We start from the raw sequence: 25,180 nt of genomic DNA, 5'->3' as shown, positions 1-25,180 counted from the left end.
GTTTGCCCGACTTGGGTGTTTCACGTGAAACGAGGGCCGCCGTACCCCACGGGTACGGCGGCCCTCGGCGTACTCCCGGCACGTACGGCAGGATGTCGGCATGCCCAGTGGAGAATCGACGCAAGCGAGCGTCCGCGAACCGGAGCTGGTGGAACCGACCCGGGAGGACAAGGTCGCCGAGGCCGGCAGCGAGCTGATCGGTGGTCCGCTCGGGCGGCATGCCCTCCTCGGGGCGTCCTGGTGGAGTCCGGTCCGGGTGATCGTGCTCGTGGCGATCGGTCTGTTCACCCTCGGCCTGGTCCAGAAGGCGCCCTGCTACAACGGCGCGTGGTTCTTCGGGGCCGGTTCCCAGTACACGCACGCGTGCTACTCGGACATCCCGCACCTCTACCAGGGGCGGGGCTTCGCCGATGGCCTCGTGCCGTACTTCGACCAGCTCCCCGGCGACATGCAGTACCTCGAATACCCGGTGCTGACCGGTGTGTTCATGGAGGTCGCCTCCTGGCTCACGCCGGGCAGCGGCAGTATCCAGGACCAGGAGCAGTGGTACTGGATGGTCAACGCCGGGATGCTCATGGTGTGCGCGGCCGTCATCGCCGTCTGTGTGACCCGTACGCACACCCGGCGGCCCTGGGACGGTCTCCTGGTCGCTCTGGCGCCCGCCTTCGCCCTGACCGCGACGATCAACTGGGACCTGCTGGCGGTCGCCCTGACGGCCGCGGCGATGCTTATGTGGTCGCGTGGCCGTTCCCTCGCCTTCGGGGTGCTCCTGGGGCTTGCCACGGCCGCCAAGCTCTACCCCGTGCTTCTCCTGGGGCCGCTGCTGGTGCTGTGCTGGCGCGCCGGCCGCTGGCGGGAGTACGGAACCGCCCTGGGCGGTGCGGTCGTCGCCTGGGCCGTGGTGAACGGGCCGGTGATGTTCTTCGCCTTCGACGGCTGGTCGAAGTTCTACACGTTCAGCCAGGAACGGGGCGTCGATTTCGGTTCCTTCTGGTTGATCATCGCCCACAACTCGTCCGACCCGCTGAGCACCGAGACCGTGAACACGCTCGCCACGGCGCTGATGTTGCTGTGCTGCGTGGGCGTCGCCGCGCTCGCCCTCATGGCTCCCCGCCGACCGCGCTTCGCACAGCTCGCCTTCCTGGTCGTCGCGGCGTTCATCCTCACCAACAAGGTCTACTCGCCCCAGTACGTCCTGTGGTTGGTGCCCTTGGCCGCCCTGGCCCGGCCGAAGTGGCGGGACTTCCTGATCTGGCAGACCTGCGAGGTGGCCTACTTCCTCGGCATCTGGATGTACCTCGCGTACACGACCAGCGGAGACGACCACAAGGGACTGCCCGCGGACGGTTATCACTGGGCCATCGTTCTGCACCTGCTCGGGACGCTCTATCTGTGCGTCATGATCGTGCGCGACATCCTGCTGCCCGAGCGTGACCCGGTGCGGCGCTCCGGTGACGACGACCCTTCGGGAGGGGTGCTCGACCGGGCCGAGGACGCCTTCGTGCTCGGTCCCGCCGCCCGGCCCGCACGGCATGTCGCACACTTCGACGGGCCGCGGGTCGAGTGGGGCGGGGCCGGCGCCACCAGCGGTTCACTCTGAGCGGCATCAGAAAGGCCGGGCACGGTACTACCGTGCCCGGCCTTTCTCGCTGTCCGGACGCCTGCTCAGACGCCTTTCCCGCGTTCCGCGCTCACCGCTCGGCTCGTCCCCTCCCCGCCGCCGCTCAGCGGTCGAGCATCCGGTCGAACTGCGTGGTGGTGTGCCGCAAATGGGCCACCAGTTCCTCGCCGACCTGAGGCTCCGGGGCATCCGCGGGCACGAACAGGATCGACACCTGCATGTGCGGCGGCTCGGCGAACCAGCGCTGCTTGCCGCCCCAGACGAACGGAGAGAGGTTCCGGTTCACCGTGGCGAGTCCGGCGCGGGCAACGCCCTTGGCGCGCGGCATGACACCGTGCAGGGCCTTGGGGGCCTCCAGGCCCACCCCGTGCGACGTACCGCCCGCCACGACCACCAGGAAGCCGTCGGACGCGGCCTTCTGCTGGCGGTAGCCGAACCTCTCCCCCTTGGCGATGCGCGTGACGTCCAGGACGGCACCGCGGTACTCGGTGGCCTCGTGGTCCCCCAGCCACAGCCGGGTACCGATACGGGCGCGGAAACGGGTCTGCGGGAACTGCTGCTGCAGCCGGACCAGTTCCTCGGCCTTGAGATGGCTGACGAACATCGTGTGCAGGGGGAGCCGGGCGGCCCGCAGGCGGTCCATCCAGCCGATGACCTCCTCGACGGCGTCCGATCCGTCGGTGCGGTCCAGCGGCAGGTGGATGGCGAAGCCTTCCAGCCGGACGTTCTCTATCGCGGAGTGCAGCTGGGGCAGATCCTGCTCGCTGACGCCGTGCCGCTTCATCGAGGACATCACCTCGATGACCACCCGGGCGCCGACCAGGCCGTACACACCGTCGACCGACGAGACCGAGCGGATCACCCGGTCGGGCAGCGGGACGGGCTCCTCACCGCGCCGGTACGGCGTCAGCACCAGCAGGTCACCGCCGAACCAGTCCTTGATCCGGGCGGCCTCGTACGTCGTGCCGACGGCGAGGACGTCCGAGCCCAGCCGGGTGGCCTCCTCGGCCAGCCGCTCGTGCCCGAAGCCGTAGCCGTTGCCCTTGCAGACCGGTACGAGCCCCGGGAACTGCTGCTGTACGTGCTTGTGGTGCGCCCGCCAGCGCGCGGTGTCGACGTAGAGCGTGAGCGCCATGGCCGGACCTGGAACCTTTCTGGTTGCTGCGGTGTGTCAGAGAGAAGAGAGCTGATGGATCGGACGGTGCGACGGGGACGGGATCAACGGCGCGACATATACATGTCGAGTGCCTTGTGGAGCAGTTTGTTCAGCGGGAAGTCCCACTCGCCGAGGTACTCGGCGGCCTGGCCGCCCGTTCCCACCTTGAACTGGATCAGGCCGAAGAGGTGATCCGTCTCGTCCAGCGAGTCGGAGATGCCGCGCAGGTCGTAGACGGTGGCGCCGAGCGCGTAGGCGTCGCGCAGCATCCGCCACTGCATCGCGTTCGAGGGCCGGACCTCACGGCCGATGTTGTCGGAGGCGCCGTAGGAGTACCAGACGTGGCCACCGACGATCAGCATCGTGGCCGCCGACAGGTTCACGCCGTTGTGCCGGGCGAAGTACAGCCGCATGCGGTTGGGGTCCTCGGTGTTGAGGGCGGTCCACATGCGCTGGAAGTACGACAGCGGACGCGGCCGGAAACGATCGCGCACGGCGGTGATCTCGTACAGCCGCTGCCACTCGGGCAGGTCGTCGTAACCGCCCTGGACGACTTCGACGCCGGCCTTCTCGGCCTTCTTGATGTTGCGGCGCCACAACTGGTTGAAGTTCTTGTGGACCTCTTCCAGGGACCGGTTCGCCAGCGGCACCTGGTAGACGTAGCGCGGCTGGACGTCGCCGAAGCCGGCCCCGCCGTCCTCGCCCTGCTGCCAGCCCATGCGGCGCAGCTTGTCGGCGACCTCGAAGGCACGGGGCTCGATGAAGTCGGCTTCCAGGTCACGCAGACGCTTCACGTCCGGGTCCTGGATCCCCTTCTTGATGGTCACCGCTTCCCAGCGCCGGATGACCACCGGCGGGCCCATCTTCACCGAGAACGCGCCCTGTTGCTTCAGGTGCGCGAGCATCGGCTCGATCCACTCCTGAAGGTTTGGCGCGAACCAGTTGATGACCGGGCCCTCGGGCAGGTAGGCCAGGTAGCGCTTGATCTTGGGCAGCTGCCGGTAGAGGACGAGGCCGGCGCCGACCATCTCACCGGTCCGCTCGTCGAACCAGCCGAGGTTCTCCGAGCGCCATTCCGCCTTGACGTCCGACCAGGCGGGGACCTGCATGTGACTCGCCGACGGCAGGCTCTGGATGTACGCCAGATGCTGCTCTCGGCTGATGGTCCTCAGGGTCAGGGTCATTCGGGGCGCTCCTCGGGCTGGTGTGTCCCCATGGGATCAGGGGCTCCGGCTCTCGCGCGAAGCCTACTGCGCCTGGGGACCGACCCGGTTGGGCGCACGGACCTTCGCCCCGGCCGGTGGTCGGCCGGGGCGCTCCACGTATTCGGGCAGGGGGTGTTCGGAATCAGTCGATGAGCCCGCCGAAGAGGCCTCCGTGGGCCATGCCCAGGAAGAATCCGACGGCCGATGCGCCCAGGCCCACGATGAGGCCGAAGCGCGCCCTTGTCGTCTGCGAGACCCACTGGCCGTACGCGCCGGTGAGGATCCCCACCAGGCCGGTCCAGGAGCTGAGCAGGTGCAGGGAGTGGAACATCGCTGTGATGAAGGATGTGATGCCCAGCACCAGGGTCACCGCGAGCAGGGTGTCCTGGAGTGGGTGGGGCTTTCCGTCCGTGGCGAAAAGGCCTCCGGCGGTGTTGGGTCGCAATGCCTGTGCCATGGCACCTCCTGCGAAAGGCGGCGCATAGTAGCGCCGTACACACCCGATGCGTACAGCCTGACGGGCTTCCGGGCCGGATTTCAACCGGAAGCCACTGTGCGGGTACTGTGTACCGTCTGCACCGGTGTCTGTCCGGACAGATCCAGTCAGGGGCAGGGCAGGACCACGGTCCGCCCCGGCCGGCCTGGGAAACCGCCGCCCGACATCGATTGTCAGTGGCGGCTGTTCTACTGACAGGCATCGTTGCGCAACGCATCACGACCCTCCTGCCACGGAACGACCGTGGCCGCTGAGTCCGAAGGAGGTGGGTTCCACATGCGTCACTACGAGGTGATGGTCATCCTCGACCCCGATCTCGAGGAGCGTGCTGTCTCCCCGCTGATCGAGAACTTCCTTTCCGTCGTCCGTGACGGCGGCGGAAAGGTCGAGAAGGTCGACACCTGGGGCCGTCGTCGTCTCTCGTACGAGATCAAGAAGAAGCCCGAGGGCATCTACTCGGTCATCGACCTGCAGGCCGAGCCTGCGGTCGTCAAGGAGCTCGACCGCCAGATGAACCTGAACGAGTCGGTCCTCCGGACCAAGGTCCTCCGTCCCGAGAACCACTGAGCGTCTCCGCTCAGTCGGTCCCGGGATTCGAGTAGCAGTACCAGCAGCCAGCAGCAAACCCGCCGAGAGGTTCCCCCATGGCAGGCGAGACCGTCATCACGGTCGTCGGCAACCTTGTCGATGACCCCGAGCTGCGCTTCACCCCGTCCGGTGCGGCCGTCGCGAAGTTCCGTGTCGCGTCGACCCCCCGCACCTTCGACCGCCAGACGAACGAGTGGAAGGACGGCGAGAGCCTGTTCCTGACCTGCTCGGTCTGGCGTCAGGCGGCGGAGAACGTCGCCGAGTCGCTCCAGCGAGGCATGCGCGTCGTCGTGCAGGGCCGGCTGAAGCAGCGGTCCTACGAGGACCGTGAGGGCGTCAAGCGCACGGTCTACGAACTGGACGTCGAGGAAGTCGGCGCCAGCCTGCGCAACGCCACGGCCAAGATCACCAAGACCACCGGCCGCGGTGGACAGGGTGGTTACGGCGGCGGGGGCGGCCAGCAGGGCGGCGGCTGGGGCGGAGGCCCCGGCGGCGGCCAGCAGGGCGGCAACGCCCCGGCCGACGACCCCTGGGCGACCGGCGGCGCTCCCGCCGGCGGCAACCAGGGCGGTGGCGGCCAGGGCGGCGGCTGGGGCGGTGGCTCCGGCGGCGGTGGCGGCTACTCGGACGAGCCCCCCTTCTAGGTGGGCCGTACCCACACTTCTTGATCACACAGGAGATACATCATGGCGAAGCCGCCTGTGCGCAAGCCGAAGAAGAAGGTCTGCGCATTCTGCAAGGACAAGGTCACGTACGTGGACTACAAGGACACGAACATGCTGCGGAAGTTCATTTCCGACCGCGGCAAGATCCGTGCCCGCCGCGTGACCGGCAACTGCACGCAGCACCAGCGTGACGTCGCCACGGCCGTCAAGAACAGCCGTGAGATGGCGCTGCTGCCCTACACCTCCACCGCGCGATAAGGGAAGGGTGACCGACTCATGAAGATCATCCTCACCCACGAGGTCTCCGGCCTCGGTGCCGCGGGCGACGTCGTCGACGTCAAGGACGGCTACGCTCGCAACTACCTGGTTCCGCGGAAGCTCGCGATCCGCTGGACCAAGGGTGGCGAGAAGGACGTCGAGCAGATCCGTCGTGCTCGCAAGATCCACGAGATCCAGACCATCGAGCAGGCCAACCAGGTGAAGGCCCAGCTCGAGGGCGTCAAGGTCCGCCTCGCGGTCCGCTCCGGCAACGCCGGTCGTCTCTTCGGTTCCGTCACCCCGGCCGACGTCGCTTCCGCGATCAAGGCTTCCGGCGGTCCTCAGGTCGACAAGCGCCGCATCGAGCTGGGCGCCCCGATCAAGACCCTGGGCACCCACGAGACGCACGTGCGTCTGCACCCCGAGGTCGCCGCCAAGGTCGACGTCGAGGTCGTCTCGGAGTAAGTACTGCTCGCCGAAGCAGTGAGTGGGGGCCGCACCCTTCGGGGTGTGGCCCCCACCGTCGTTTCCCGTGAAACGCCGTCTTTCGCGGAAACGTGTCAGCGCGTGGCGCCGGTGACGACCCACTGGCCCGAACGGGCGCGGACCCACAAGGTCAGCAATCGAACGGTCATCATGAGCGTCATCGTGCCCCAGAGCGCGGTGAGACCGCCCTCGAACACGGGGACCAGCAGGGCGACCGGGGTGAAGACCGCCAGTGTGATCAGCATCGCCCAGGCCAGGTAGGCGCCGTCGCCCGCGCCCATCAGCACCCCGTCCAGAACGAAGACGATGCCGGAGATCGGCTGGGACAGGGCGACGATCGCCAGAGCGGGCAGTGCCGCGTCGACGACCGAGGAATCACTGGTGAACAGGGGCAGGAAAACCGGCCGGGAGAGCAGCACGAGCACGCCGAGAACGACTCCGACGCCGATGCCCCACTCCACCATGCGACGGCACACCTCACGGGCTCCCTGTGCGTCCCCGGCTCCCAGACAGCGGCCGATGATGGCCTGCCCGGCGATCGCGATGGCGTCCAGTGCGAAGGCGAGCAGACTCCACAGGGAGAGGATGATCTGGTGAGCCGCGATGTCGGAGTCGCCGAGCCGGGCGGCGACGGCGGTCGTGATCATGAGGATGGCCCTGAGGGAGAGAGTGCGCACCAGCAGCGGTGCGCCGGCCTGGGCAGAGGCCCTGATCCCCGCGATGTCCGGGCGCAGTGAGGCGCCGTGTCGGCGTGCTCCTCTGAGCACCACGATCAGATAGACGGCGGCCATGCCGCACTGGGCGATGACCGTGCCCCAGGCGGAGCCCGCGATACCGAGGCCGGCGCCGTAGACCAGCCCCACGTTGAGGATGCCGTTGGCGACGAAGCCGGCGACGGCGACGTAGAGGGGCGTCCTCGTGTCCTGCAGTCCGCGCAGGACGCCGGTCGCGGCGAGCACGATCAGCATGGCCGGTATGCCGAGGGCGGAGATGCGCAGATAGGTGATCGCATAGGGGGCCGCCGTGTCCGAGGCGCCGAAGAGGTCCACCAGGGCCGGGGCCGTGGGCAGCACGACAGCGATGACGGCGATACCGAGGAACAGGGCGAGCCAGATCCCGTCCATGCCCTGGCGGATGGCGGCAGGGAGATCGCCGGCGCCGACGCGCCGGGCGACGGCGGCGGTGGTGGCGTAGGCCAGGAAGACAAAGACGCTCACGGCGGTCACCAGAAGGGCCGACGCGATGCCGAGACCGGCGAGCTGTGCGGTGCCGAGATGGCCGACGATGGCGCTGTCGGCCAGGACGAAAAGGGGCTCGGCGACAAGTGCGCCGAAAGCCGGGACGGCCAGCATGACGATCTCGCGGTCGTGCTGCCGTCGGACGGCGCGTGGTCGCGCGGGGGCCTGTGTCATGTGCACCAATCTAATCGTCCACAGGTAAGAGATGCAAAGCCCTGTAGACCCTTACTTGATGGTGTGGGGTGTGTGCATGAGCACAGCGATCGAATGGATCTTGGCCCGTCTGGGAAAGTTTTTCTTCTACACAGGCAGTGGACTATGAAACCCCAGGTCAGCGCGCTCATTGCGGCGTCAGGGGGTCCTTGTTCACAGGGCTGTCCACCGGATCGTGCACAGGTTTGGCGGACTTCTCCACAGCATTGGCCCATTCATCCACAGGGCCTGTGGATAACCAGATTGGCTGACGGTGCATACGGGCCTACGGTGGTCCGGCGCCCGCTCCGTCCGCCGGTGGCCGAAAGGCCGCAAATCCGGCGCGCGACAACCGGAGTCGGGCGTCCTATTTGTCAGCGCCGTGCCGTAGAAAGAGGGCCACGGCTAGGTCCGCTCGGCGGACGGGAGGAGGTGGCTCGGTGAGCATTTCCGAGCCCTTGGACGACCCGTGGGCCGACAGCGGCCCCAGCGATCGTCTGCCTGCCTCCCGCCGCCGTGACGACGGAGGCAGGGGCCGCGAGGACCAGCACGACCGCGGCCGGGACTCCGGAGCATGGGACGGCGGGGGCGCCGCTTTCGAGCGGGTGCCGCCGCAGGACCTGGAGGCCGAGCAGTCCGTTCTGGGCGGCATGCTGCTCTCCAAGGACGCCATCGCGGATGTCGTCGAGATCCTCAAGGGCCACGACTTCTACAAACCGGCTCACGAAACCGTCTACACGGCCATCCTCGACGTGTATGCGAAGGGTGAGCCGGCCGACCCCATCACGATCGCCGCGGAGCTGACCAAGCGCGGTGAGATCAACAAGGTCGGCGGGGCCTCGTACCTGCACACCCTCGTCCAGACGGTGCCCACGGCGGCCAACGCGGCGTACTACGCGGAGATCGTGCACGAGCGCGCCGTGCTGCGCCGCCTGGTCGAAGCCGGTACCCGCATCACCCAGATGGGATACGCGGCCGACGACGACGTCGACGAGATCGTCAACCGTGCGCAGGCCGAGATCTACGCCGTCACCGAACAGCGCACGAGTGAGGACTACCTGCCGCTCGGCGACATCATGGAGGGCGCGCTCGACGAGATCGAGGCGATCGGTTCGCGCAGCGGTGAGATGACCGGTGTGCCCACGGGGTTCACCGACTTCGACTCGCTCACCAACGGTCTGCACCCCGGGCAGATGATCGTCATCGCCGCGCGTCCCGCGATGGGCAAGTCGACGCTCGCGCTGGACTTCGCCCGTGCGGCGTCGATCAGGCACAACCTGCCGAGTGTCGTCTTCTCCCTCGAGATGGGGCGCAACGAGATCGCGATGCGCCTGCTGTCCGCCGAGGCCCGGGTCGCCCTGCACCACATGCGGTCCGGCACGATGACCGACGAGGACTGGACCCGCCTGGCGCGCCGGATGCCGGACGTATCGGCGGCGCCGCTCTACATCGACGACTCCCCGAACCTGTCGATGATGGAGATCCGTGCCAAGTGCCGTCGGCTGAAGCAGCGCAACGACCTGAGACTGGTCGTCATCGACTACCTCCAGCTGATGCAGTCCGGCGGTTCCAAGCGGGCGGAGAGCCGCCAGCAGGAGGTCTCGGACATGTCCCGCAACCTCAAGCTGCTCGCCAAGGAACTGGAACTGCCGGTCATCGCGCTCTCCCAGCTCAACCGTGGTCCCGAGCAGCGCACCGACAAGAAGCCGATGGTCTCCGACCTGCGGGAGTCCGGCTCCATCGAGCAGGACGCCGACATGGTCATCCTGTTGCACCGCGAGGACGCGTACGAGAAGGAGTCCCCGCGTGCGGGTGAGGCCGACCTGATCGTGGCCAAGCACCGAAACGGTCCGACGGCGACGATCACGGTCGCCTTCCAGGGGCATTACTCACGTTTCGTGGACATGGCGCAGACCTGATCGGATTCCTGCTGAACTGAGGACATGACGACACCTCGGGAAGAACTGCTGGCCGGTACGCGTCGGGCGTTGCTGCGCCGGATCGCCGTCGCCCAGGCCGAAGAGCGGGCACCGTCTCTCGTCGCGACCGTGGTGCGGGACGGAGAAGCGGTGTGGACGGGTGCGCGGACGTCGCTGGAGGGGGACGCGCCGGACGGGAACACGCAGTACCGGATCGGTTCCCTCACCAAGACCTTCACCGCCGTTCTGGTGCTCCGGCTGCGTGACGAGGGGGCGATCGACCTCGGCGAGCCGTTGGAGAGGTACCTGCCGGGCACGGGCGCGGGGAGGGCGACCATCGCCGAACTGCTCGCGCACACCGGTGGTCTGGCGGCTGAGACGCCGGGCCCCTGGTGGGAGCGGACTCCTGGTTCCCTGCGGCCGGGCCTCGCCGACGTCCTGGGCGAGCACCCCCTGGTGCACCCGGTCGGCAGGCGGTTCCACTACTCGAACCCCGGATACGCGTTGCTCGGCGCGCTCGTGGAGAAGGTGCGCGGTGCCTCGTGGGAGACCGTTCTCCGACGTGAAGTACTCGAGCCCTTGAGCCTGCATCGGACGGGTGTGCACCCGCAGGCACCGTATGCGGAGGGCTGGGCGGTGCATCCGTGGGCGGACGTGATGCAGCGTGAGCCCGTCGAGGACCTCGGGCGGATGGCGCCGGCGGGGCAACTCTGGTCCACCACGAACGACTTGGCGCGCTTTGCCGCGTTCCTGGCTCATGGCGACGAACAGGTGCTGGGTATCGGATCGTTGCGAGAGATGAGGAGGCCGGCGGCACCGACGGAGGCGGCGGAGGTGGCAAGCGGCTATGCGTACGGCCTGGGAATGGAGGTGCGTCACCAGGACGGGCGGGCCCTCATCGGGCACACCGGATCACTGCCGGGCTTCCTCGCCTGTCTTGTGATGAGCATGGAGGACGACGTAGCTGCGGTGGTCCTGGCCAACTGCACGTCCGGGCCGCTGCTCTTCCCGGTCGCCGCCGATCTCGTTCGGATCGTAGCCGAGGCGGAACCCCGTGTCCCCGCGCCCTGGCGGCCGTTGCGGGAGGCGGACTCCGCTGTGCTGGAGTTGGTGGGGCAGTGGTACTGGGGGACGCTCGGCTTTGCCCTGCGGCTGTCGGCCGACGGGCTGGTGTCGCTGGAGCCGCTGTCCGGCAAGGGCCGTGGTTCGGGTTTCCGATCGAACGGCGACGGTACCTGGACAGGGCTGGAGGGTTACTACGCCGGAGAGCTCCTGAGACCCGTACGGCGGCCCGACGGATCGGTGAGCCATCTGGACCTCGGGTCCTTCGTGTTCACCCGTCGGCCGTATGACGAAGAGGCTTCTGTGCCGGGCGGAGTGGATCCCGAGGGATGGCGGGGCATCGGATAGGCCCGTCGGACAGGCCCGGCGGCACGGAATCCTGCACGGGAGGCCTGTTTCACGTGAAACGGGCCTCCTGTCCGCCTTCACAGCGCGAGCTTGAACCCCACGTGGGAAGCCGAGAAGCCGAGCCGCTCATAGAAGCGGTGGGCGTCGGCGCGGGTGCTGTCGGAGGTCAGCTGGACCAACTGGCAGCCCTGGTGGCGGGACTCGTCGATGGCCCACTCGATGAGCCGGGTCCCGAGGCCGCTGCCGCGCTCCTCGGTGTGGACGCGGACGCCTTCGATGATCGACCTCGTGGAACCGCGCCGGGACAGCCCGGGGACGATGGTGAGTTGGAGCGTGCCGACGACACGGCCTTGACGGACCGCGACGACCAGATGCTGGTTGGGATCGGAGCTGAGCCGCTCCAGAGCAGCCAGGTACGGACGATGGTCGTCCGGGGATTCGCGCTGTGCGCCCAAGGGGTCGTCCGCGAGCATGTCGACGATCGCCGGGATGTCGCCGGCGGCCGCGGGGCGTATCTCAAGATCTCCCATGGCCGCACCCTATGCAGAAATGCGCCCGGGCGGTTGCCTCATGCAGGTACCGATGTCGATGTCTTCAGTGTCTCCACTGCGCGGACCAGCGGGGCCAGCTCGGGGTTCTTCGCCGCCGCGTCGAGAGCCTCGCGCAGTGCGGAGTCATTGGTCGGCCGCGCCTTCTCCAGCAGCAGGAGACCGGCCTGCGTGACGTTGGTGTAGATGCCGCGCCGGTCCGTGGGGCACAGGTAGCGCTCCAACAGGCCGCGGTTCTCGAGCCGGGTGACCAGGCGGGTGGTGGCGCTCTGGCTGAGTACGACCGCGTCGGCCACCTGCTTCATCTGGAGGTGCCCCCCGACGCCGTCGTGCTGTCGGCTCAGGACGTCCAGCAGGGAGTACTCCCGCACGCTCAGATCGTGCTGAGCCTGGAGAGCCCGCTCGATGTGGGCCTCGATCCTCCCGTGCAGCAGCGAGAGCGCGCACCAGCCCTGGGTGAGGGCGGTCAGTGCGGGGTCCGTGGCGGTCATGGGCGTTCCCTCCGTTCAGGAGCTGCTGAGGCCAGGGTAGAGCAAGACCGAAATAGACCGCGCTTGCAAATAACCCGCGTCCGCAACTATTGTCCTTGCTCGTAAGGCGCTTGCGCAATCAGTTGAAAGGTCTGTTTCCCTCATGCCTCTCGCGCTCCTCGCCCTCGCGATCGGGGCCTTCGGGATCGGAACGACGGAGTTCGTGATCATGGGTTTGCTGCCCGAGGTCGCAGGTGACTTCGGGGTCTCCATCCCCACCGCCGGCCATCTGGTGACCGGCTACGCCCTGGGCGTCGTGTTCGGTGCCCCGCTGATGACCGTGTTCGGCACCAAGGTCTCCCGCAAGCGGATGCTGATGCTGCTGATGGGCCTGTTCATCGCCGGGAATCTGCTCTCGGCGCTGGCTCCCGCCTTCGGTGTCATGCTGCTCGGGCGGGTGGTCGCCTCGCTGGCCCACGGTGCCTTCTTCGGCATCGGCTCCGTGGTCGCGGCCGACCTGGTCGCCCCCGACAAGAAGGCCGGAGCCATCGCCCTGATGTTCACCGGGCTGACCGTCGCCAATGTCGTCGGCGTTCCTCTGGGCACTCTCGTCGGCCAGTCCGCCGGCTGGCGCGTCACGTTCGGGATCGTCGCCGTGCTCGGTGCCGTCGGTCTGGTCGGCATCGCCAAGCTCGTTCCCGACCTTCCCCGGCCGGAGGGCGTACGGCTGCGTCATGAACTGGCCGCGTTCAAGAACGTCCAGGTCCTGCTGGCCATGGCGATGACCGTGCTGGGCTTCGGTGGCGTCTTCGCGGCCATCACCTACATCGCGCCGATGATGACGCAGGTGGCGGGCTTCGCCGACGGGGCCGTCACCTGGCTGCTGGTCCTCTTCGGCCTCGGCATGGTCGGGGGCAATCTCATCGGCGGCAAGTACGCGGATCGCGCTCTGATGCCCATGCTGTACGTGTCCCTGGGCGCTCTCGCCGTCGTTCTGGCGCTCTTCACGCTGACCGCGCACCACACGGTCCTGGCAGCCGTCACGATCGTCCTGATCGGCGGCCTGGGCTTCGCCACCGTCCCGCCCCTGCAGAAGCGGGTTCTCGACCAGGCCCACGGCGCTCCCACCCTGGCCTCGGCCATGAACATCGGCGCCTTCAACCTCGGCAACGCCCTGGCCGCGTGGCTCGGTGGTCTGGTGATCGCGGCAGGGCTCGGTTACACCGCTCCCAACTGGGTCGGCGCCGTCCTCGCGGCGGGTGCCCTGCTGCTGGCCTTCGTGTCCGCCGCCCTCGACCACCGGGGCAAGGTCTCCAGCGCCCGGGGCGCAGGCCCGGTGCCCGCCGGACAGCGGACCTCGGTCCCCCGTTGATCCGAACGCCGGTGAGGACGAGCCCGGCACCGTCCTCACCCTCCTGTCCTCGGCCGTCCCCGGCCGACTTCCTCACCACGACCACCGACGTCACCACGACCACCGACGTCATCGCCACCACCCGGCATCGCCCGTACACCAAGGAGTGCTTGTTCATGACCACCACCGCTGTCGCCCCGCTCACCACCGCCGACGCCGAAGCCCTGGTCGCGGCCGCGCACCGGGCTGCCGAGGCCGCCGGGGTCACGGTCAGCGTGACCGTCCTGGACGCGGGAGGGCATCTGCTCGCTTTCCGGCGGGACGACCGCGCCGTGCTGATCTCCGGTGAGACCAGCACCCGCAAGGCGTACACCGCGCTTCAGCTGGACGCGCCCACCGCGGACCTCGTCGAGGCGGTGCAGCCGGGAGGGCTCTTCCACACCCTGCCCACCGCACTGGACCGGCCGCTGCTGTTCATCGCCGGCGGTGTGCCCGTCCGGCGCGGCGGCCGTCTGATCGGCGCGGTCGGCGTCGGCGGCGGTGCGCCGGAGCAGGACCACTCCTTCGCCACGGCCGCCGTGGACGCCCTCGACTGACGGGCGGTCCCGCACAGCACGCCGGTTCCCGAAACCTTCGGGAACCGGCGCCGTCGTGTCCGGAGACCTCAGCCGGCCGCGACCGTCACGGGGGCGAACCTTCGGGTCCAGTCCCCGGGCAGGTCCGTGATCCCGTACGTCATGACCGCGTTGAAGGCGACGGACGCCAGACCATGCTCCTTCGCCCAGGCCAGCAGCTCTCCATGCCGTACATCGATGTCCGTCCGCAGCGGCCGGTCGGTGTGAGCGGCGAGAGAAGCGAGGAGTGCCATGGCGGTAGGGGTGTCACGGGCGATCAGCGGGCCCACGACATGGGTGTCCATATTGGGCCACGCGGCCGCGTAACCGATGATCCGGCCGTCCTCCTCGGCCACGCGCACCTGGTCGGCGAATGAGGGAAGTCGGGTGACGATGTGTGTACGGTCCGCCCCGAACACCTCCTCGTCGAGCCGGAGGAGGGCGGGCAGGTCCGCGGCGGTGGCGGTGCGGGTGAAGGCCCCTGACACCTCTGCCCGGTTCGGGACGAAGTGCCCACGGAGCATCTCCGCCCGGCCGATGACCTTGAAACCGAGCTCCTCGTAGAGCGGGAGGCCGTTCGGTGTCGCGTGCAGGGTCAGGGGCGTGGCGCTCATCGCCGACATGACGTGGCGCATCAGCCGGCGTCCGATGCCCTGGCGGGCATGCCGTTCGGCGACCAGGACCATACCGACGGCCCCGAGCACGGGGTGCTCCTGAGGGCCGTACTCGGTGACGACACAGGCGGCGCCCAGACCGCCGTCGGGATCGTCGATCCCATGACCCTTCCCCGTGGAGAGAAGAAGTCCCCACTTGTGCTCCTCACGCGGCCACCCGCGGTTCTCGGACAGATCGGCGCAGGCCGAGAGATCGCGGAGGGTGAGGCGACGGATGGGCAGAGAAGCAAGGGAGGCTGTCGGCACGCAGGTCAGGCTGTCCGACAGAGGCTGTTGGTGTCCACCCGTTTCCGGGATCTCCGGGAAGCCCACGAGCCGGTGTCCTCCGGGTGGTGCCCGAGGGTCATCCCAGGTCGGGAGCGTGCATGGCGCGTACGCCTTCGATGTTGCCGTCCAGGTAGTGCCGTAGTGACAACGGGACGAGATGGACGGAGGCGATGCCCACGCGGGTGAAGGGCACACGGACGATCTGGTACTCGCCGGTGGGCTCGTCGACCTCCGGACCGTGTCGCAATGAGGGATCCATGGACTTCAGACGGCAGACGAAGAAATGCTGCACCTTCACACCGGTGGCGCCACCGTCCTCGCCGATGTGCTCCACCGTGTCGACGAAGCAGGGCACCACGTCGGTGATCTTGGCGCCGAGTTCCTCGTACACCTCCCGGTGCAGGGCGTCGACGACGGTCGGGTCCCCCGGCTCGACTCCTCCCCCGGGGGTGACCCAGTAGGGATCCACGCCGGGCTTGGTCCGTTTGATCAGGATCAGGTGGTCACCGTCCAGCAGGACGGCACGAGCGGTGCGCTTGACCACGGGTCGGACGGTCATGGAGGAAATGTGGCCCAGCTTGTTCCACGTGAAACATCGCACGACACGCCATCGGCCGTTTTTCCCGGATGAGCCGCGCGGTCGAAGGGTCAGCACCAGTCGGTGGCTGTCTGCTGCAACCACTCATGAGCGCGTGCGACATGCGGCATCGCCAGCGTGCCGTTCCGGACCACCAGGAAGTACGTGCGCAGCGGTGGCACGGCGGGCTCGTGCAGCGCGATCACCTCTCCGCGCTCGAGTGCGGCCGTACACAGGTACCGGGGCAGTACGGCCAGCCCGGCGCCCGCGGCGACGCAGGCCAGCACCGCGCGCAGGTCCGGAACGATGACGGTGCCCGGGGTGGCGGGGCGGGAATCGAAGACGGAGGCCCAGTAGCGGGATACGAGGGGAAGTGACTCGTGCACCTCGATCACCGGGATCTGCTCCAGCACGGACCCCCCGGTGCGGTGGAGCCTGTCGGAGCCGGCTTGCCGAGCCCAGCGGGGCGCGGCGACCAGGACGTGCTCCTCGTCGCAGAGCGCGGTCGCCGAGAACAGCGTGCCGCGTGGCCGGACCGTGCTGATGGCCAGGTCATGCCGCCCCGCGGCCAGCCCTTCCAATGTCTCCTCGGCGGTCCCGAAGGAGGTGCGCAGGGCGAAGCTGTGACCGTTCTCGCGGGTCAGCGCAGTGAGTGCGGGCACCGCCCGCTCGGCAGTGAACTCGAGAGGCCCTGCCAGGTGCAGTGTCCGCGAGGAGGAGTCCTCTTCGAGTCCGGTCTCGGTGATCTCCACCAGAGCGTCGAGATGCGGCGCTGCCTTGTGGGCGAGTTCGTCGCCGATGGTCGTCGGGGTCACACCGCGGGCCTGCCGCAGGAAGAGGGGCCGGCCCAGCTGTCGTTCCAGGGTCCGTATCTGTGAGGTCACGGCCGGCTGGGAGAGGCCGAGCAGGGCGGCGGCCCGGGTGAAGGAGCCGGCTCGGTGCACGGTCACGAAGGTCCGCAACAAGGCCAGGTCCACAGCGCGCCCTCCTCTTCGTCAGCCCCGTTGCCACCCAGGCCCAACTATAAATATGTCGATAGGTCGCTGTCGCTACGGTGATTGGACACTGACACTGAGTCAACTAGCCTTGGTCACGCGGTTCTTCGCGCGCAGAACCGAGGGCGGTCCGAGCCACGAGGGGGGAGGCTCGGACCGTCCGTCGTCCGGAGCAGACGCCTGTCACCTGCTCGAACGGGCCGGTCAGGCGGCCGCTTCGTCCAGAGCGCGCAGCACGTCCGCCACCAGGTCGGCGGGATCCTCGGCGCCGACGGAGAAACGGATGAAGCCCTCCGGGACCGCGTCCCCGCCCCAGCGACCGCGTCGCTCGGCCGTGGACCGCACACCGCCGAAACTGGTCGCGGTCTCCACGAGCCGCAGCGCGTCGAGGAAACGGTCCGCACGCGCGCGCGTGGGCAGTGTGAAGGACACCACGCACCCGAAGCGCCGCATCTGCTGTGAGGCGACCCGGTGCGAGGGATCGTCCGGCAGCCCCGGATAGCGCAGCCCCGTCACCTCGCGCCGTTCCCGCAGGGCCCGAGCGAGCGTCAGCGCGGTGGCGTTCTGCCGGTCGACCCGCAACTGGAGGGTGGCGATCGAGCGGTGCGCGAGCCACGCCTCCATGGGGCCGGGGACGGCACCGACGATCTTGCGCCAGCGGCGCACGGCGGCCATCGCCTCGGCGTCACGGCCGGCGACGTACCCCAGGAGGACGTCCCCGTGGCCGGTGAGTTGTTTGGTTCCGCTGGCCACGGCGAAGTCGGCGCCGAGCTCCAGCGGGCGCTGGCCGAGCGGTGTCGCGAGCGTGTTGTCGACGGCGACCAGTGCACCGCGCGCGTGTGCCGCCTCCGCGAGTCGCCGCACGTCGCACACGTCGAGCCCGGGGTTGGACGGCGTCTCGATCCACAGCAGCCGCGCGCCGTCGAGGACGTCGAGCTGGGCGTCGCCGCCGGTCGGTGCGGTACGCACCTCGATCCCGTACGCCTCCAGCTGGGTGCGCACCAGGGGCAGCGCCTGATAGCCGTCGTCCGGAAGGACGACCGTGTCCCCGGTGCGCAGCTGCGAGAAGAGCACCGAGGAGATCGCGGCCATGCCCGAGGCGAACACCAGGGTCTCGGTGCCGTCCTGCCCCGGTGCCTCCAGCTCCCCGATGGCCTGCTCCAGCAGTGTCCAGGTGGGGTTTTCGTCCCGGCCGTAGGTGTAGGGGCCGGTGGGGTCGCCGGGCAGGTGGAAATGGGCGGCGAAGACGGGGCCGGGCAGGGTCGGTTCGTGCTTGACCGGCTCGGGCAGTCCGGCCCGCACCGCGCGGGTGCCGTCACCGGGGGAGGTCCCCCTCGGGTCCGTCCCGTAGCCGCCGTCCGTCGTGGAATCGCTCATGCCGCTGGTCCTTCCGTCTGCTCTCGTACCGCGGTGAGCAGCCCGGTACTGGCCGCCTCCACCATCTCAAGACATGCGACGAAGCCGTCCGCGCCTCCGTAGTACGGGTCCGGTACGTCGAGATCATCGCCCGCCCCGGGGTCGTACGAGCGCAGCAGGCGCACTTTGGCCGCGTCCTGCGGGGTGGGTGCCAGGCGGCGCAGTGTTTCCAGGTGGCCCGTGTCGAGCGCGACGACGAGATCGAGACGGGCGAACCACGACGGGGCGAACTGCCGGGCCGTGTGGTCCGCGGCGTAGCCGTTCTCCTCCAGGACGGCCACCGCGCGGGGATCGGCACCGTCGCCCTCGTGCCAGCCGTGGGTGCCGGCGCTGTCCACCTCGACCGTGCCGTCGAGGCCGGCCTCCACGACACGTGCGCGGAAGACGGACTCGGCCATCGGGGAGCGGCAGATGTTTCCGGTGCAGACGAAACAGACGCGGTACGCCACGGTGCTCAGTCCCCGTCGGGCAGAACGACGTTGAGGGCCCAGGAGACGACCGAGACGACCAGACCGCCCAGCACGGCAGTCCAGAAGCCCTCCACATGGAAACTCAGGTCGAACTGGTCGGCCAGCCAGGAGGTGAGCAGCAGCATCAGCGCGTTCACCACCAGGGTGAACAACCCGAGCGTCAGGACGAGCAACGGGAGGCTCAGGAGCTGCACGATCGGCTTGACCAGGAAGTTCACCACGCCGAAGATCAATGCGACGAGTATGAGGGTGCCGATTTCCTTGCCCGTGCTGTCACCTGTGAGGGTGATCTTGTCGATCAGCCACACCGCCACTGCGAGGGCAGCGGCGTTGGCGATCGTCTTGACTACGAAATTCTTCATGTGTCTGATCGTGGCAGACAGGACCGGGCATGAGCAGTGAGGCAGGGGCGGACAGGCTATGAAGGCATTCCGGCTGGACGAACTGGAGGCCGAACGCGCCGCCAACGAGGGCGCGTACCTTCAGTTCCTGCGGGAGCGGAACATGTCGGTCGGCCTGTACGCCCTGGACGCGGGCGGGCAGGATCCGCAGCAGCCGCACAACCAGGACGAGGTGTACTTCGTCGTCAGCGGCAGGGCGTCGATCACCGTCGGCATGGAGACCACGCAGGTGGCACGCGGCAGCGTGGTGTACGTGCCGGCGGGCGTCGCGCACAAGTTCCATCACATCAGTGAGGATCTGCGGGTCCTGGTGGTGTTCTCTCCCCCCGAGAGCTGAACCGCGGTCTCGGGGTTCCCTAGGGGACCGGTCAGGGGAGGACAAGGGATCCGAGGCCCCCGGCGGGGCTCCTGGCGACCTAGCATCGAGTGCAGGACATCATTCACGCGACCCGGCACGAGACGGGCGGAGAGGTAAGGACGAAGGCGATGCGAGAGATCTTCACGGGACTGCCGTGGTGGGTGAAGTGGATCGCGGTGCCGGTCATCGCCCTGGTCGTGTTCGGGGGGCTGATAGCGAGCGTGGTCGGCTTCGTGATCGGTCTGCTCTTCAAGGTGCTGGTGTTCGCCGCCCTGGTCGGCGGACTCATCTACGTCGTACGGAAGTTCACGTCGAGTTCGTCGTCGCGCGGCGACTGGTGAGCCCCGCGGGGAGCCGGTGAAGCGGTAACGAGCGACACCGGTTCCCTCGGCCGGGGGAAGTTTCCCGGACGGACCGTCCACGTGCGGTGACAGAGGGTTAGAGTCCGGAACGCCACGTGGGGGTGATCCCCGCGAGCGGCGCACACCCCCACCCGTGTTCCCCGCACGGGCTGCCCCCTCGCTTCGGGAGTGACCCTTGGCCACGGCTGACACCGTCACCGCACATCTGCCCGCCGTTCCCTGCCAGCCCCATGCGCGGGCAGTCGCCGAACCGGCGCCACCCGCCACCCTCATCGGCTCCGTGCAGCGCGCGATGCGCCTGCTCGAATCCGTCGCCGGACACGAGTGCGGAGCCCCGGCCAAACAGCTGGCCCGCGAGACCGGGTTGGCCCTTCCCACGACGTACCACCTGCTGCGCACCCTTGTGCACGAGGGCTATCTGCGCCGTGACAAAGGGCTGTTCTTCCTCGGCGCCGCAGCCGAGCAACTGAGCAGCAGCGGAGCCCCGCAGAAACGTCGCAGCACGGTCGTCGACGCGCTCGCGCGGTGGCGTGACGCGATCGGGGCTCCCGTGTACTACGCGGTGTACCGCGAGGGCGAGATCGACCTCGTGTGCGTCTCCGACACTCCCGGCAATCCCGCGGTCCAGGAATGGGCGGACTTCCGGGAGACCGGCCACGCACACGCCATCGGACAGTGCCTGCTGTCCCAGCTCAGCGAGGCTGCCCGCCGCGACCACCTCGACCGCTTCCCCGTGCAGCCCGTCACGCCGTACACCGTGCGCGACGGGCACGGCTTTCTCCGGCGCCTGGAGCGGACCCGGCGCATGGAACCGGTGATCGAGCGGCAGGAATACGCCCTGGGCACGGTGTGCGCGGCCGTCCCGATCACGGCCGGCACCACGGCCGCGACGGTCGCCATCTCCCTGCCCGCGCAGCAGGCCCACCGACTGCTCCCCGCCGCGCAGCAACTGCAGGCGGAAGTGGGCCGTCTGCTCGGGCCGCTGGGACTCCCTATCACTATCTGAAAACTCACTCCTTGTGATTCACCGTGTACGTTGAGCAAGATTCACTCAGTGTCAGGGGTTCATTCCCGGCTGGTCCGCAGCTAATGACGGGGTAGGCGATGCGCGAGTCCGTACAGGCAGAGGTCATGATGAGCTTTCTCGTGTCGGAGGAGTTGTCCTTCCGCATCCCGGTGGAGCTTCGCTATGACACCTGTGATCCCTATGCCGTGCGGCTGACCTTCCATCTCCCTGGTGACGCGCCTGTGACCTGGGCGTTCGGCCGAGAGTTGCTGATCGACGGTGTCGGCAGACCGTGCGGCGAGGGTGATGTGAGGGTGTCACCGGTCGAACCCGACATGCTGGGCGAGGTGTTGATCCGGCTTCAGGTCGGTGGCGACCACGCGCTGTTCCGTTCGTCGACGGCGCCGCTCGTGGCCTTCCTCGACCGCACCGACAAGCTGGTGCCGCTGGGCCAGGAAGGAGCGCTCGCCGACTTCGACGCCCATCTCGACGACGCGCTGGACCGCATCCTGGCGGAGCAGAGCGCCGGGTGAAGGATTCCGCCACGCGGACAGCCGGTGGCGGAACCGTTCACCGTGTTCCGCCACCTCGGTGCAGGAACGCTTTTGCGTCAGTGGACGGGCTGCCCCGCCGGGCCGGTCACCGCTTCCGGCGCCTGCCCCTCCCGCTCCGCGCCGGCGCCGCCCGGACGTCCTCCCCGGGGGTCCGCCCCGCCGGACGGTCGGCCGAGACCACCAGGGCGGCCAGAGCAGTGGTGACCGGCACCGCGGCCACCAGGCCGATCGAGCCGACCAGCGTACGCACGATCTCCTCCGCCACCAGCTCGCTGTTGGCGACCGTTCCCACACTGCTCTGTGCGATGGAGAACAACAGCAGCAACGGCAACGCGGCACCCGCGTAGGCGAGAACGAGGGTGTTGACCACGGACGCGATGTGATCGCGGCCGATGCGGATGCCCGCGCGGTACAGCCCCCGCCAGCCCATCGACGGGTTGGCCTCGTGCAGTTCCCAGACGGACGACGTCTGGGTGACCGTCACGTCGTCGAGCACGCCGAGCGATCCGATGATGATGCCGGCCAGCAACAGGCCACTCATGTCGATGTCGGGGTACAGGCCGTGGATCAGGCCGGTGTTGTCGTCGGTGTTGCCGGTCAGCGCGGCCCAGTCGATGAAGACCGAGCCCAGAATGCCGATCAGCAGCAGCGAGACCAGCGTGCCGAGCACCGCCACGGAGGTGCGCGCCGACAGTCCGTGACAGAGATACAGGGCCTGCAGCATGATGGCGCTCGCCCCCACCACCGCCACGACCAGTGGGTTCGATCCCTGGAGAATGGCGGGCAGGATGAAGAAGTTCAGCACCAGGAAGCTGACCGCCAGCGCGATCAGTGCCATCATGCCGCGCAGCCGCCCGACGGCCACGACGGCGACCGCGAAGATACCGGCGAGCAGAGTCAGGGGGAGACGCCGGTTCACGTCGGCGACCGAGTACTGCAGGTCCTTCGGAGCGGAAGGTTCGTAGGCGACCACGACCTCCTGCCCCTCGCTCAGCTGACGGGACTGGTCCGGCTGCACGATCTCGGTGAACGTGCGGCCCTTGTCCGGGCCGCTGTCGACCCGGATCGTCGCTCTCTTGCACGTGCCGTCCGCCTGCTGCTGCGCGGAGGATCCCTCGGCCGTCGAGGTGTCGCCGGTCGGGACGCCTCCGGACGCGTTGACGGAGGAACAGCTCACCTCGACCACTTCGGTGACCGTGGCCTGCTGCGTCTGCCGGTCGAAACCGACACCGGTGCGCTCGTGCCCCGGTGCGCCGCCCGGCCACAGCACGACGAGGCCGATCAGCACCGCCGCGGTGAACGGGATGAGGATTGCCGCGATGACCTTGCGCAGGTGCTTCGAGACGGGGGCGGCGGGGCCGTGACCGTGACTGTGCCCGTGCGAGTGGCCGTGCCCGCCGCCGGAGTCCGGGCCGTGGTCGTGCCCGTCGCCGCTCGGAGGGGGGCCGCCGTGGCCACCGCCGTGGCCACCGCCGCTCGGGCCGCGGTCGGGGCGGCCGCCCGGCTCCGGGTCCCGGTCGTGGCCCGGGCGGCCGACTCCGTGCCCGTGCCCGTGCCCGAACCAGTCTCCGGAGCCGGGTCCGTCTCCCCGGCCGTCGCCCTGGTCCATGCGGTTGCCGACGGAGGGCTCTCTCCCACGGCCGCCGCCGTTTCGAGCGCCGGAGCCGAGGGGTGGTTCGGGCGGTGGGTACGGGGGATGTTGCGTCGAGGTCACCGCCCGATCATCGCAAGAACAACGAGGGCCCTCTGGTCACCGCGCCAGAATCGACGCTAGCGTAGGGGCACCTTTTGTACACGCGGGAGCTCGGAGCACCGGGCTGAGAGGGCGCTGACCTCCGTCCCAACGACGTTTCACATGAAACATCACTGCTGCACGAGTGATGTTCCCCACGGAACGCCGACCGACGGAAACCGCTGCGTCGACCGCTGAACCTGTTACCGGGTAATGCCGGCGTAGGGAGTAGGTCTCATGACCAACAAGGACGCACGCACGCCTGCCTCCACGCAGAACCCGACGGAGACGTCGGAGCAGAGGGAAGCAGGGAAGTCCATCGGCTGGCACAAGGCGTACGTCGAGGGCACACGCCCCGATCTACGGGTGCCGGTCCGTCAGGTGCACCTCACCAACGGCCAGTCGGTCACGCTGTACGACACCTCGGGCCCGTACACCGACCCCCTGGTCGACACCGATGTACGCAGGGGGCTGGCGCCGCTGCGGGAGAACTGGATCATCGCGCGCGGCGACACCGAGGAGTACGCGGGCCGTCCCGTCCGGCCCGAGGACGACGGAATCAGGCACACCTCGCCGCGCGGCGGCCTGCGCAACCTCGATGCGGTGTTCCCGGGCCGGCCCCGTCAGCCGCGCCGCGGTCGCGCGGGTGAGGCGGTCACGCAGCTGGCGTACGCACGCCGCGGCGAGGTCACGCCCGAGATGGAGTACGTGGCCATCCGGGAGAACGTGTCGCCGGAGGTCGTGCGTGAGGAGATCGCGGCGGGCCGCGCGGTGCTGCCCGCCAACGTCAACCATCCGGAGACCGAGCCGATGATCATCGGCAAGCGGTTCCTGGTGAAGGTCAACGCCAACATCGGGAACTCCGCGGTGACCTCCTCCATCGAGGAGGAGGTGGAGAAGATGACCTGGGCGACCCGCTGGGGGGCCGACACGGTCATGGACCTGTCCACCGGCCGCAACATCCACACCACCCGGGAGTGGGTGCTGCGCAACTCCCCCGTCCCCATCGGTACCGTGCCGCTCTACCAGGCGCTGGAGAAGGTCGACGGCAGGGCCGAGGAACTGACCTGGGAGATCTACAAGGACACGGTGATCGAGCAGGCCGAGCAGGGCGTGGACTACATGACGGTTCATGCGGGCGTACGGCTGGCGTATGTGCCGCTGACCGCCAACCGCAAGACGGGCATCGTCTCGCGGGGCGGCTCGATCATGGCGGCGTGGTGTCTGGCGCACCACAAGGAGTCGTTCCTGTACGAGAACTTCGAGGAGCTCTGCGAGATCCTCGCGACGTACGACGTCACCTACTCGCTCGGCGACGGGCTCCGGCCGGGGTCGATCGCGGACGCCAACGACCAGGCCCAGTTCGCCGAGTTGCGCACACTCGGGGAACTCAACCGGACCGCGAAGCGCCTGAACGTGCAGACCATGATCGAGGGCCCGGGACACGTCCCGATGCACAAGATCAAGGAGAACATCGACCTCCAGCAGGAGATCTGCGAGGAGGCCCCGTTCTACACGCTCGGCCCGCTGACGACGGACGTTGCGCCCGCGTACGACCACATCACCTCCGGCATCGGTGCCGCGATGATCGCCTGGTGGGGCACCGCCATGCTCTGTTACGTCACCCCCAAGGAGCATCTCGGCCTGCCCAACCGTGATGACGTCAAGACCGGTGTCATCACCTACAAGATCGCCGCCCATGCCGCCGACCTGGCCAAGGGACATCCGGGTGCGCAGGAGTGGGACGACGCGTTGTCCGACGCGCGCTTCGAGTTCCGTTGGGAGGACCAGTTCAACCTCGCCCTCGACCCGGACACGGCACGGGAGTTCCACGACGAGACCCTTCCGGCCGAGCCCGCCAAGACCGCACACTTCTGCTCGATGTGCGGGCCGAAGTTCTGTTCCATGAAGATCAGCCAGAACATCACGGAGCGGTTCGGCGGCACCTCGCCGGAGGGCGCCTCGGCCGAGGAGATCGCCGAGGGGATGCTGCAGAAGTCGAAGGAGTTCGCGGAGGCGGGCAACCGCGTGTACCTGCCGTTGACGGACTGAACCGACCGGACTGAACCGGCCGACTGAACCGACTGGACGGGCGAGGGGGGCGGGTTCGAACCCGCCCCCCTCAGATCGGGAGTGCACACGTCAGAACTC

The 25,180-nt window shown here is 68.6% G+C and carries 27 protein-coding genes; 14 read left to right on the top strand and 13 right to left on the bottom strand.

The window, feature by feature from the left end; genetic code table 11:
- Positions 1–100: 100 nt before the first annotated feature.
- Positions 101–1,600 carry a glycosyltransferase family 87 protein gene (locus ACWEQO_RS04065; RefSeq protein WP_452978658.1) on the top strand — a complete coding sequence of 500 codons (1,500 nt, stop codon included), beginning with the start codon at positions 101–103 and terminating at the stop codon, positions 1,598–1,600.
- Between the two features lie 124 nt (positions 1,601–1,724).
- Here ACWEQO_RS04065 and ACWEQO_RS04060 read toward each other — a convergent pair whose 3' ends face one another.
- The 3 genes from ACWEQO_RS04060 to ACWEQO_RS04050 form a co-directional block, all read right to left on the bottom strand.
- Positions 1,725–2,756: an alanine racemase gene (locus ACWEQO_RS04060; protein ID WP_361457300.1), complete on the bottom strand. Its 1,032-nt coding sequence runs from the start codon at positions 2,754–2,756 to the stop codon at positions 1,725–1,727.
- Positions 2,757–2,839: 83 nt separating this feature from the next.
- The gene (locus ACWEQO_RS04055) at positions 2,840–3,961 is read right to left on the bottom strand and encodes a lipid II:glycine glycyltransferase FemX (protein ID WP_361457297.1); all 1,122 of its coding nucleotides are present in this window, start codon (positions 3,959–3,961) and stop codon (positions 2,840–2,842) included.
- A gap of 163 nt (positions 3,962–4,124) precedes the next feature.
- Positions 4,125–4,439, bottom strand: a complete 315-nt coding sequence (locus ACWEQO_RS04050; RefSeq protein ID WP_361457294.1) for a hypothetical protein — start codon at positions 4,437–4,439, stop codon at positions 4,125–4,127.
- A gap of 315 nt (positions 4,440–4,754) precedes the next feature.
- Here ACWEQO_RS04050 and rpsF point away from each other — a divergent pair, with 315 nt between their 5' ends.
- The 4 genes from rpsF to rplI all read left to right on the top strand — a co-directional run bounded on the left by rpsF (position 4,755) and on the right by rplI (position 6,454).
- Complete coding sequence (rpsF, locus tag ACWEQO_RS04045) at positions 4,755–5,045, top strand: 30S ribosomal protein S6 (protein WP_062188887.1); 291 nt, start codon at positions 4,755–4,757, stop codon at positions 5,043–5,045.
- 77 nt (positions 5,046–5,122) lie between these two features.
- Positions 5,123–5,710 (top strand): single-stranded DNA-binding protein, encoded by a 588-nt coding sequence (locus tag ACWEQO_RS04040; protein ID WP_361457290.1) that lies wholly within the window; start codon positions 5,123–5,125, stop codon positions 5,708–5,710.
- A gap of 42 nt (positions 5,711–5,752) precedes the next feature.
- Positions 5,753–5,989, top strand: a complete 237-nt coding sequence (gene rpsR, locus ACWEQO_RS04035) for a 30S ribosomal protein S18 (RefSeq protein WP_003949403.1) — start codon at positions 5,753–5,755, stop codon at positions 5,987–5,989.
- Between the two features lie 18 nt (positions 5,990–6,007).
- Complete coding sequence (rplI, locus tag ACWEQO_RS04030; protein WP_361457287.1) at positions 6,008–6,454, top strand: 50S ribosomal protein L9; 447 nt, start codon at positions 6,008–6,010, stop codon at positions 6,452–6,454.
- Positions 6,455–6,549: 95 nt separating this feature from the next.
- Here the strand turns inward: rplI and ACWEQO_RS04025 are convergent, their stop codons facing one another.
- On the bottom strand, positions 6,550–7,887 hold the full coding sequence (locus tag ACWEQO_RS04025) for an MATE family efflux transporter (protein WP_361457284.1): 1,338 nt from the start codon (positions 7,885–7,887) through the stop codon (positions 6,550–6,552).
- 458 nt (positions 7,888–8,345) lie between these two features.
- Between ACWEQO_RS04025 and dnaB the strand changes: the two genes are divergently transcribed.
- Together dnaB and ACWEQO_RS04015 are read left to right on the top strand one after the other, a co-directional pair.
- Positions 8,346–9,824 carry a replicative DNA helicase gene (dnaB, locus tag ACWEQO_RS04020; protein ID WP_202275085.1) on the top strand — a complete coding sequence of 493 codons (1,479 nt, stop codon included), beginning with the start codon at positions 8,346–8,348 and terminating at the stop codon, positions 9,822–9,824.
- A gap of 24 nt (positions 9,825–9,848) precedes the next feature.
- Positions 9,849–11,234: a serine hydrolase domain-containing protein gene (locus ACWEQO_RS04015; RefSeq protein ID WP_361457279.1), complete on the top strand. Its 1,386-nt coding sequence runs from the start codon at positions 9,849–9,851 to the stop codon at positions 11,232–11,234.
- A gap of 77 nt (positions 11,235–11,311) precedes the next feature.
- On the opposite strand, the gene ACWEQO_RS04010 is transcribed toward ACWEQO_RS04015, so the two are convergent.
- Positions 11,312–11,764 (bottom strand): GNAT family N-acetyltransferase, encoded by a 453-nt coding sequence (locus ACWEQO_RS04010; protein ID WP_361457276.1) that lies wholly within the window; start codon positions 11,762–11,764, stop codon positions 11,312–11,314.
- 38 nt (positions 11,765–11,802) lie between these two features.
- Positions 11,803–12,273, bottom strand: a complete 471-nt coding sequence (locus tag ACWEQO_RS04005) for a MarR family winged helix-turn-helix transcriptional regulator (RefSeq protein WP_361457273.1) — start codon at positions 12,271–12,273, stop codon at positions 11,803–11,805.
- A gap of 142 nt (positions 12,274–12,415) precedes the next feature.
- Between ACWEQO_RS04005 and ACWEQO_RS04000 the strand changes: the two genes are divergently transcribed.
- The gene (locus tag ACWEQO_RS04000; RefSeq protein WP_452978649.1) at positions 12,416–13,624 is read left to right on the top strand and encodes an MFS transporter; all 1,209 of its coding nucleotides are present in this window, start codon (positions 12,416–12,418) and stop codon (positions 13,622–13,624) included.
- A 155-nt stretch (positions 13,625–13,779) separates the two neighbouring features.
- Complete coding sequence (locus tag ACWEQO_RS03995; protein WP_361457371.1) at positions 13,780–14,199, top strand: GlcG/HbpS family heme-binding protein; 420 nt, start codon at positions 13,780–13,782, stop codon at positions 14,197–14,199.
- Positions 14,200–14,267: 68 nt separating this feature from the next.
- On the opposite strand, the gene ACWEQO_RS03990 is transcribed toward ACWEQO_RS03995, so the two are convergent.
- The 6 genes from ACWEQO_RS03990 to ACWEQO_RS03965 form a co-directional block, all read right to left on the bottom strand.
- The gene (locus ACWEQO_RS03990) at positions 14,268–15,137 is read right to left on the bottom strand and encodes a GNAT family N-acetyltransferase (RefSeq protein ID WP_452978645.1); all 870 of its coding nucleotides are present in this window, start codon (positions 15,135–15,137) and stop codon (positions 14,268–14,270) included.
- A gap of 97 nt (positions 15,138–15,234) precedes the next feature.
- Positions 15,235–15,717: an NUDIX domain-containing protein gene (locus ACWEQO_RS03985; RefSeq protein ID WP_452978642.1), complete on the bottom strand. Its 483-nt coding sequence runs from the start codon at positions 15,715–15,717 to the stop codon at positions 15,235–15,237.
- An 89-nt stretch (positions 15,718–15,806) separates the two neighbouring features.
- Positions 15,807–16,712, bottom strand: a complete 906-nt coding sequence (locus tag ACWEQO_RS03980) for a LysR family transcriptional regulator (RefSeq protein WP_361457261.1) — start codon at positions 16,710–16,712, stop codon at positions 15,807–15,809.
- 222 nt (positions 16,713–16,934) lie between these two features.
- Complete coding sequence (locus ACWEQO_RS03975) at positions 16,935–18,107, bottom strand: cystathionine gamma-lyase (protein ID WP_361457258.1); 1,173 nt, start codon at positions 18,105–18,107, stop codon at positions 16,935–16,937.
- Positions 18,104–18,595, bottom strand: a complete 492-nt coding sequence (locus ACWEQO_RS03970) for a low molecular weight protein-tyrosine-phosphatase (RefSeq protein WP_452978639.1) — start codon at positions 18,593–18,595, stop codon at positions 18,104–18,106. Before ACWEQO_RS03970 ends, ACWEQO_RS03975 begins: the two co-directional genes overlap by 4 nt.
- Before the next feature lie 5 nt (positions 18,596–18,600).
- A complete protein-coding gene (locus tag ACWEQO_RS03965; RefSeq protein WP_361457252.1) occupies positions 18,601–18,978 on the bottom strand; it encodes a phage holin family protein in 378 nt (125 codons plus the stop codon).
- A 58-nt stretch (positions 18,979–19,036) separates the two neighbouring features.
- On the opposite strand from ACWEQO_RS03965, the gene ACWEQO_RS03960 reads away from it, so the two are divergent.
- The 4 genes from ACWEQO_RS03960 (at position 19,037) to ACWEQO_RS03945 (ending at position 21,276) form a co-directional block, all read left to right on the top strand.
- Complete coding sequence (locus tag ACWEQO_RS03960; protein WP_361457249.1) at positions 19,037–19,354, top strand: cupin domain-containing protein; 318 nt, start codon at positions 19,037–19,039, stop codon at positions 19,352–19,354.
- Positions 19,355–19,503: 149 nt separating this feature from the next.
- Entirely contained in the window at positions 19,504–19,716 is a 213-nt protein-coding gene (locus tag ACWEQO_RS03955) for a DUF5326 family protein (protein ID WP_279335024.1), read from the top strand.
- 301 nt (positions 19,717–20,017) lie between these two features.
- The gene (locus ACWEQO_RS03950; protein ID WP_452979158.1) at positions 20,018–20,743 is read left to right on the top strand and encodes an IclR family transcriptional regulator; all 726 of its coding nucleotides are present in this window, start codon (positions 20,018–20,020) and stop codon (positions 20,741–20,743) included.
- A 98-nt stretch (positions 20,744–20,841) separates the two neighbouring features.
- Positions 20,842–21,276 carry an SsgA family sporulation/cell division regulator gene (locus ACWEQO_RS03945; protein WP_361457245.1) on the top strand — a complete coding sequence of 145 codons (435 nt, stop codon included), beginning with the start codon at positions 20,842–20,844 and terminating at the stop codon, positions 21,274–21,276.
- 106 nt (positions 21,277–21,382) lie between these two features.
- Here the strand turns inward: ACWEQO_RS03945 and ACWEQO_RS03940 are convergent, their stop codons facing one another.
- Positions 21,383–23,011 carry a YibE/F family protein gene (locus tag ACWEQO_RS03940; protein ID WP_452978633.1) on the bottom strand — a complete coding sequence of 543 codons (1,629 nt, stop codon included), beginning with the start codon at positions 23,009–23,011 and terminating at the stop codon, positions 21,383–21,385.
- Positions 23,012–23,266: 255 nt separating this feature from the next.
- Here ACWEQO_RS03940 and thiC point away from each other — a divergent pair, with 255 nt between their 5' ends.
- Positions 23,267–25,081 (top strand): phosphomethylpyrimidine synthase ThiC, encoded by a 1,815-nt coding sequence (gene thiC, locus ACWEQO_RS03935; RefSeq protein ID WP_452978630.1) that lies wholly within the window; start codon positions 23,267–23,269, stop codon positions 25,079–25,081.
- The last annotated feature ends 99 nt before the right edge of the window (positions 25,082–25,180 follow it).

The organism is Streptomyces sp. NPDC004051, from assembly GCF_053604275.1.
Note: the sequence above shows the minus strand (reverse complement) of the source record. Positions and strands in the feature narration are given on the sequence as shown.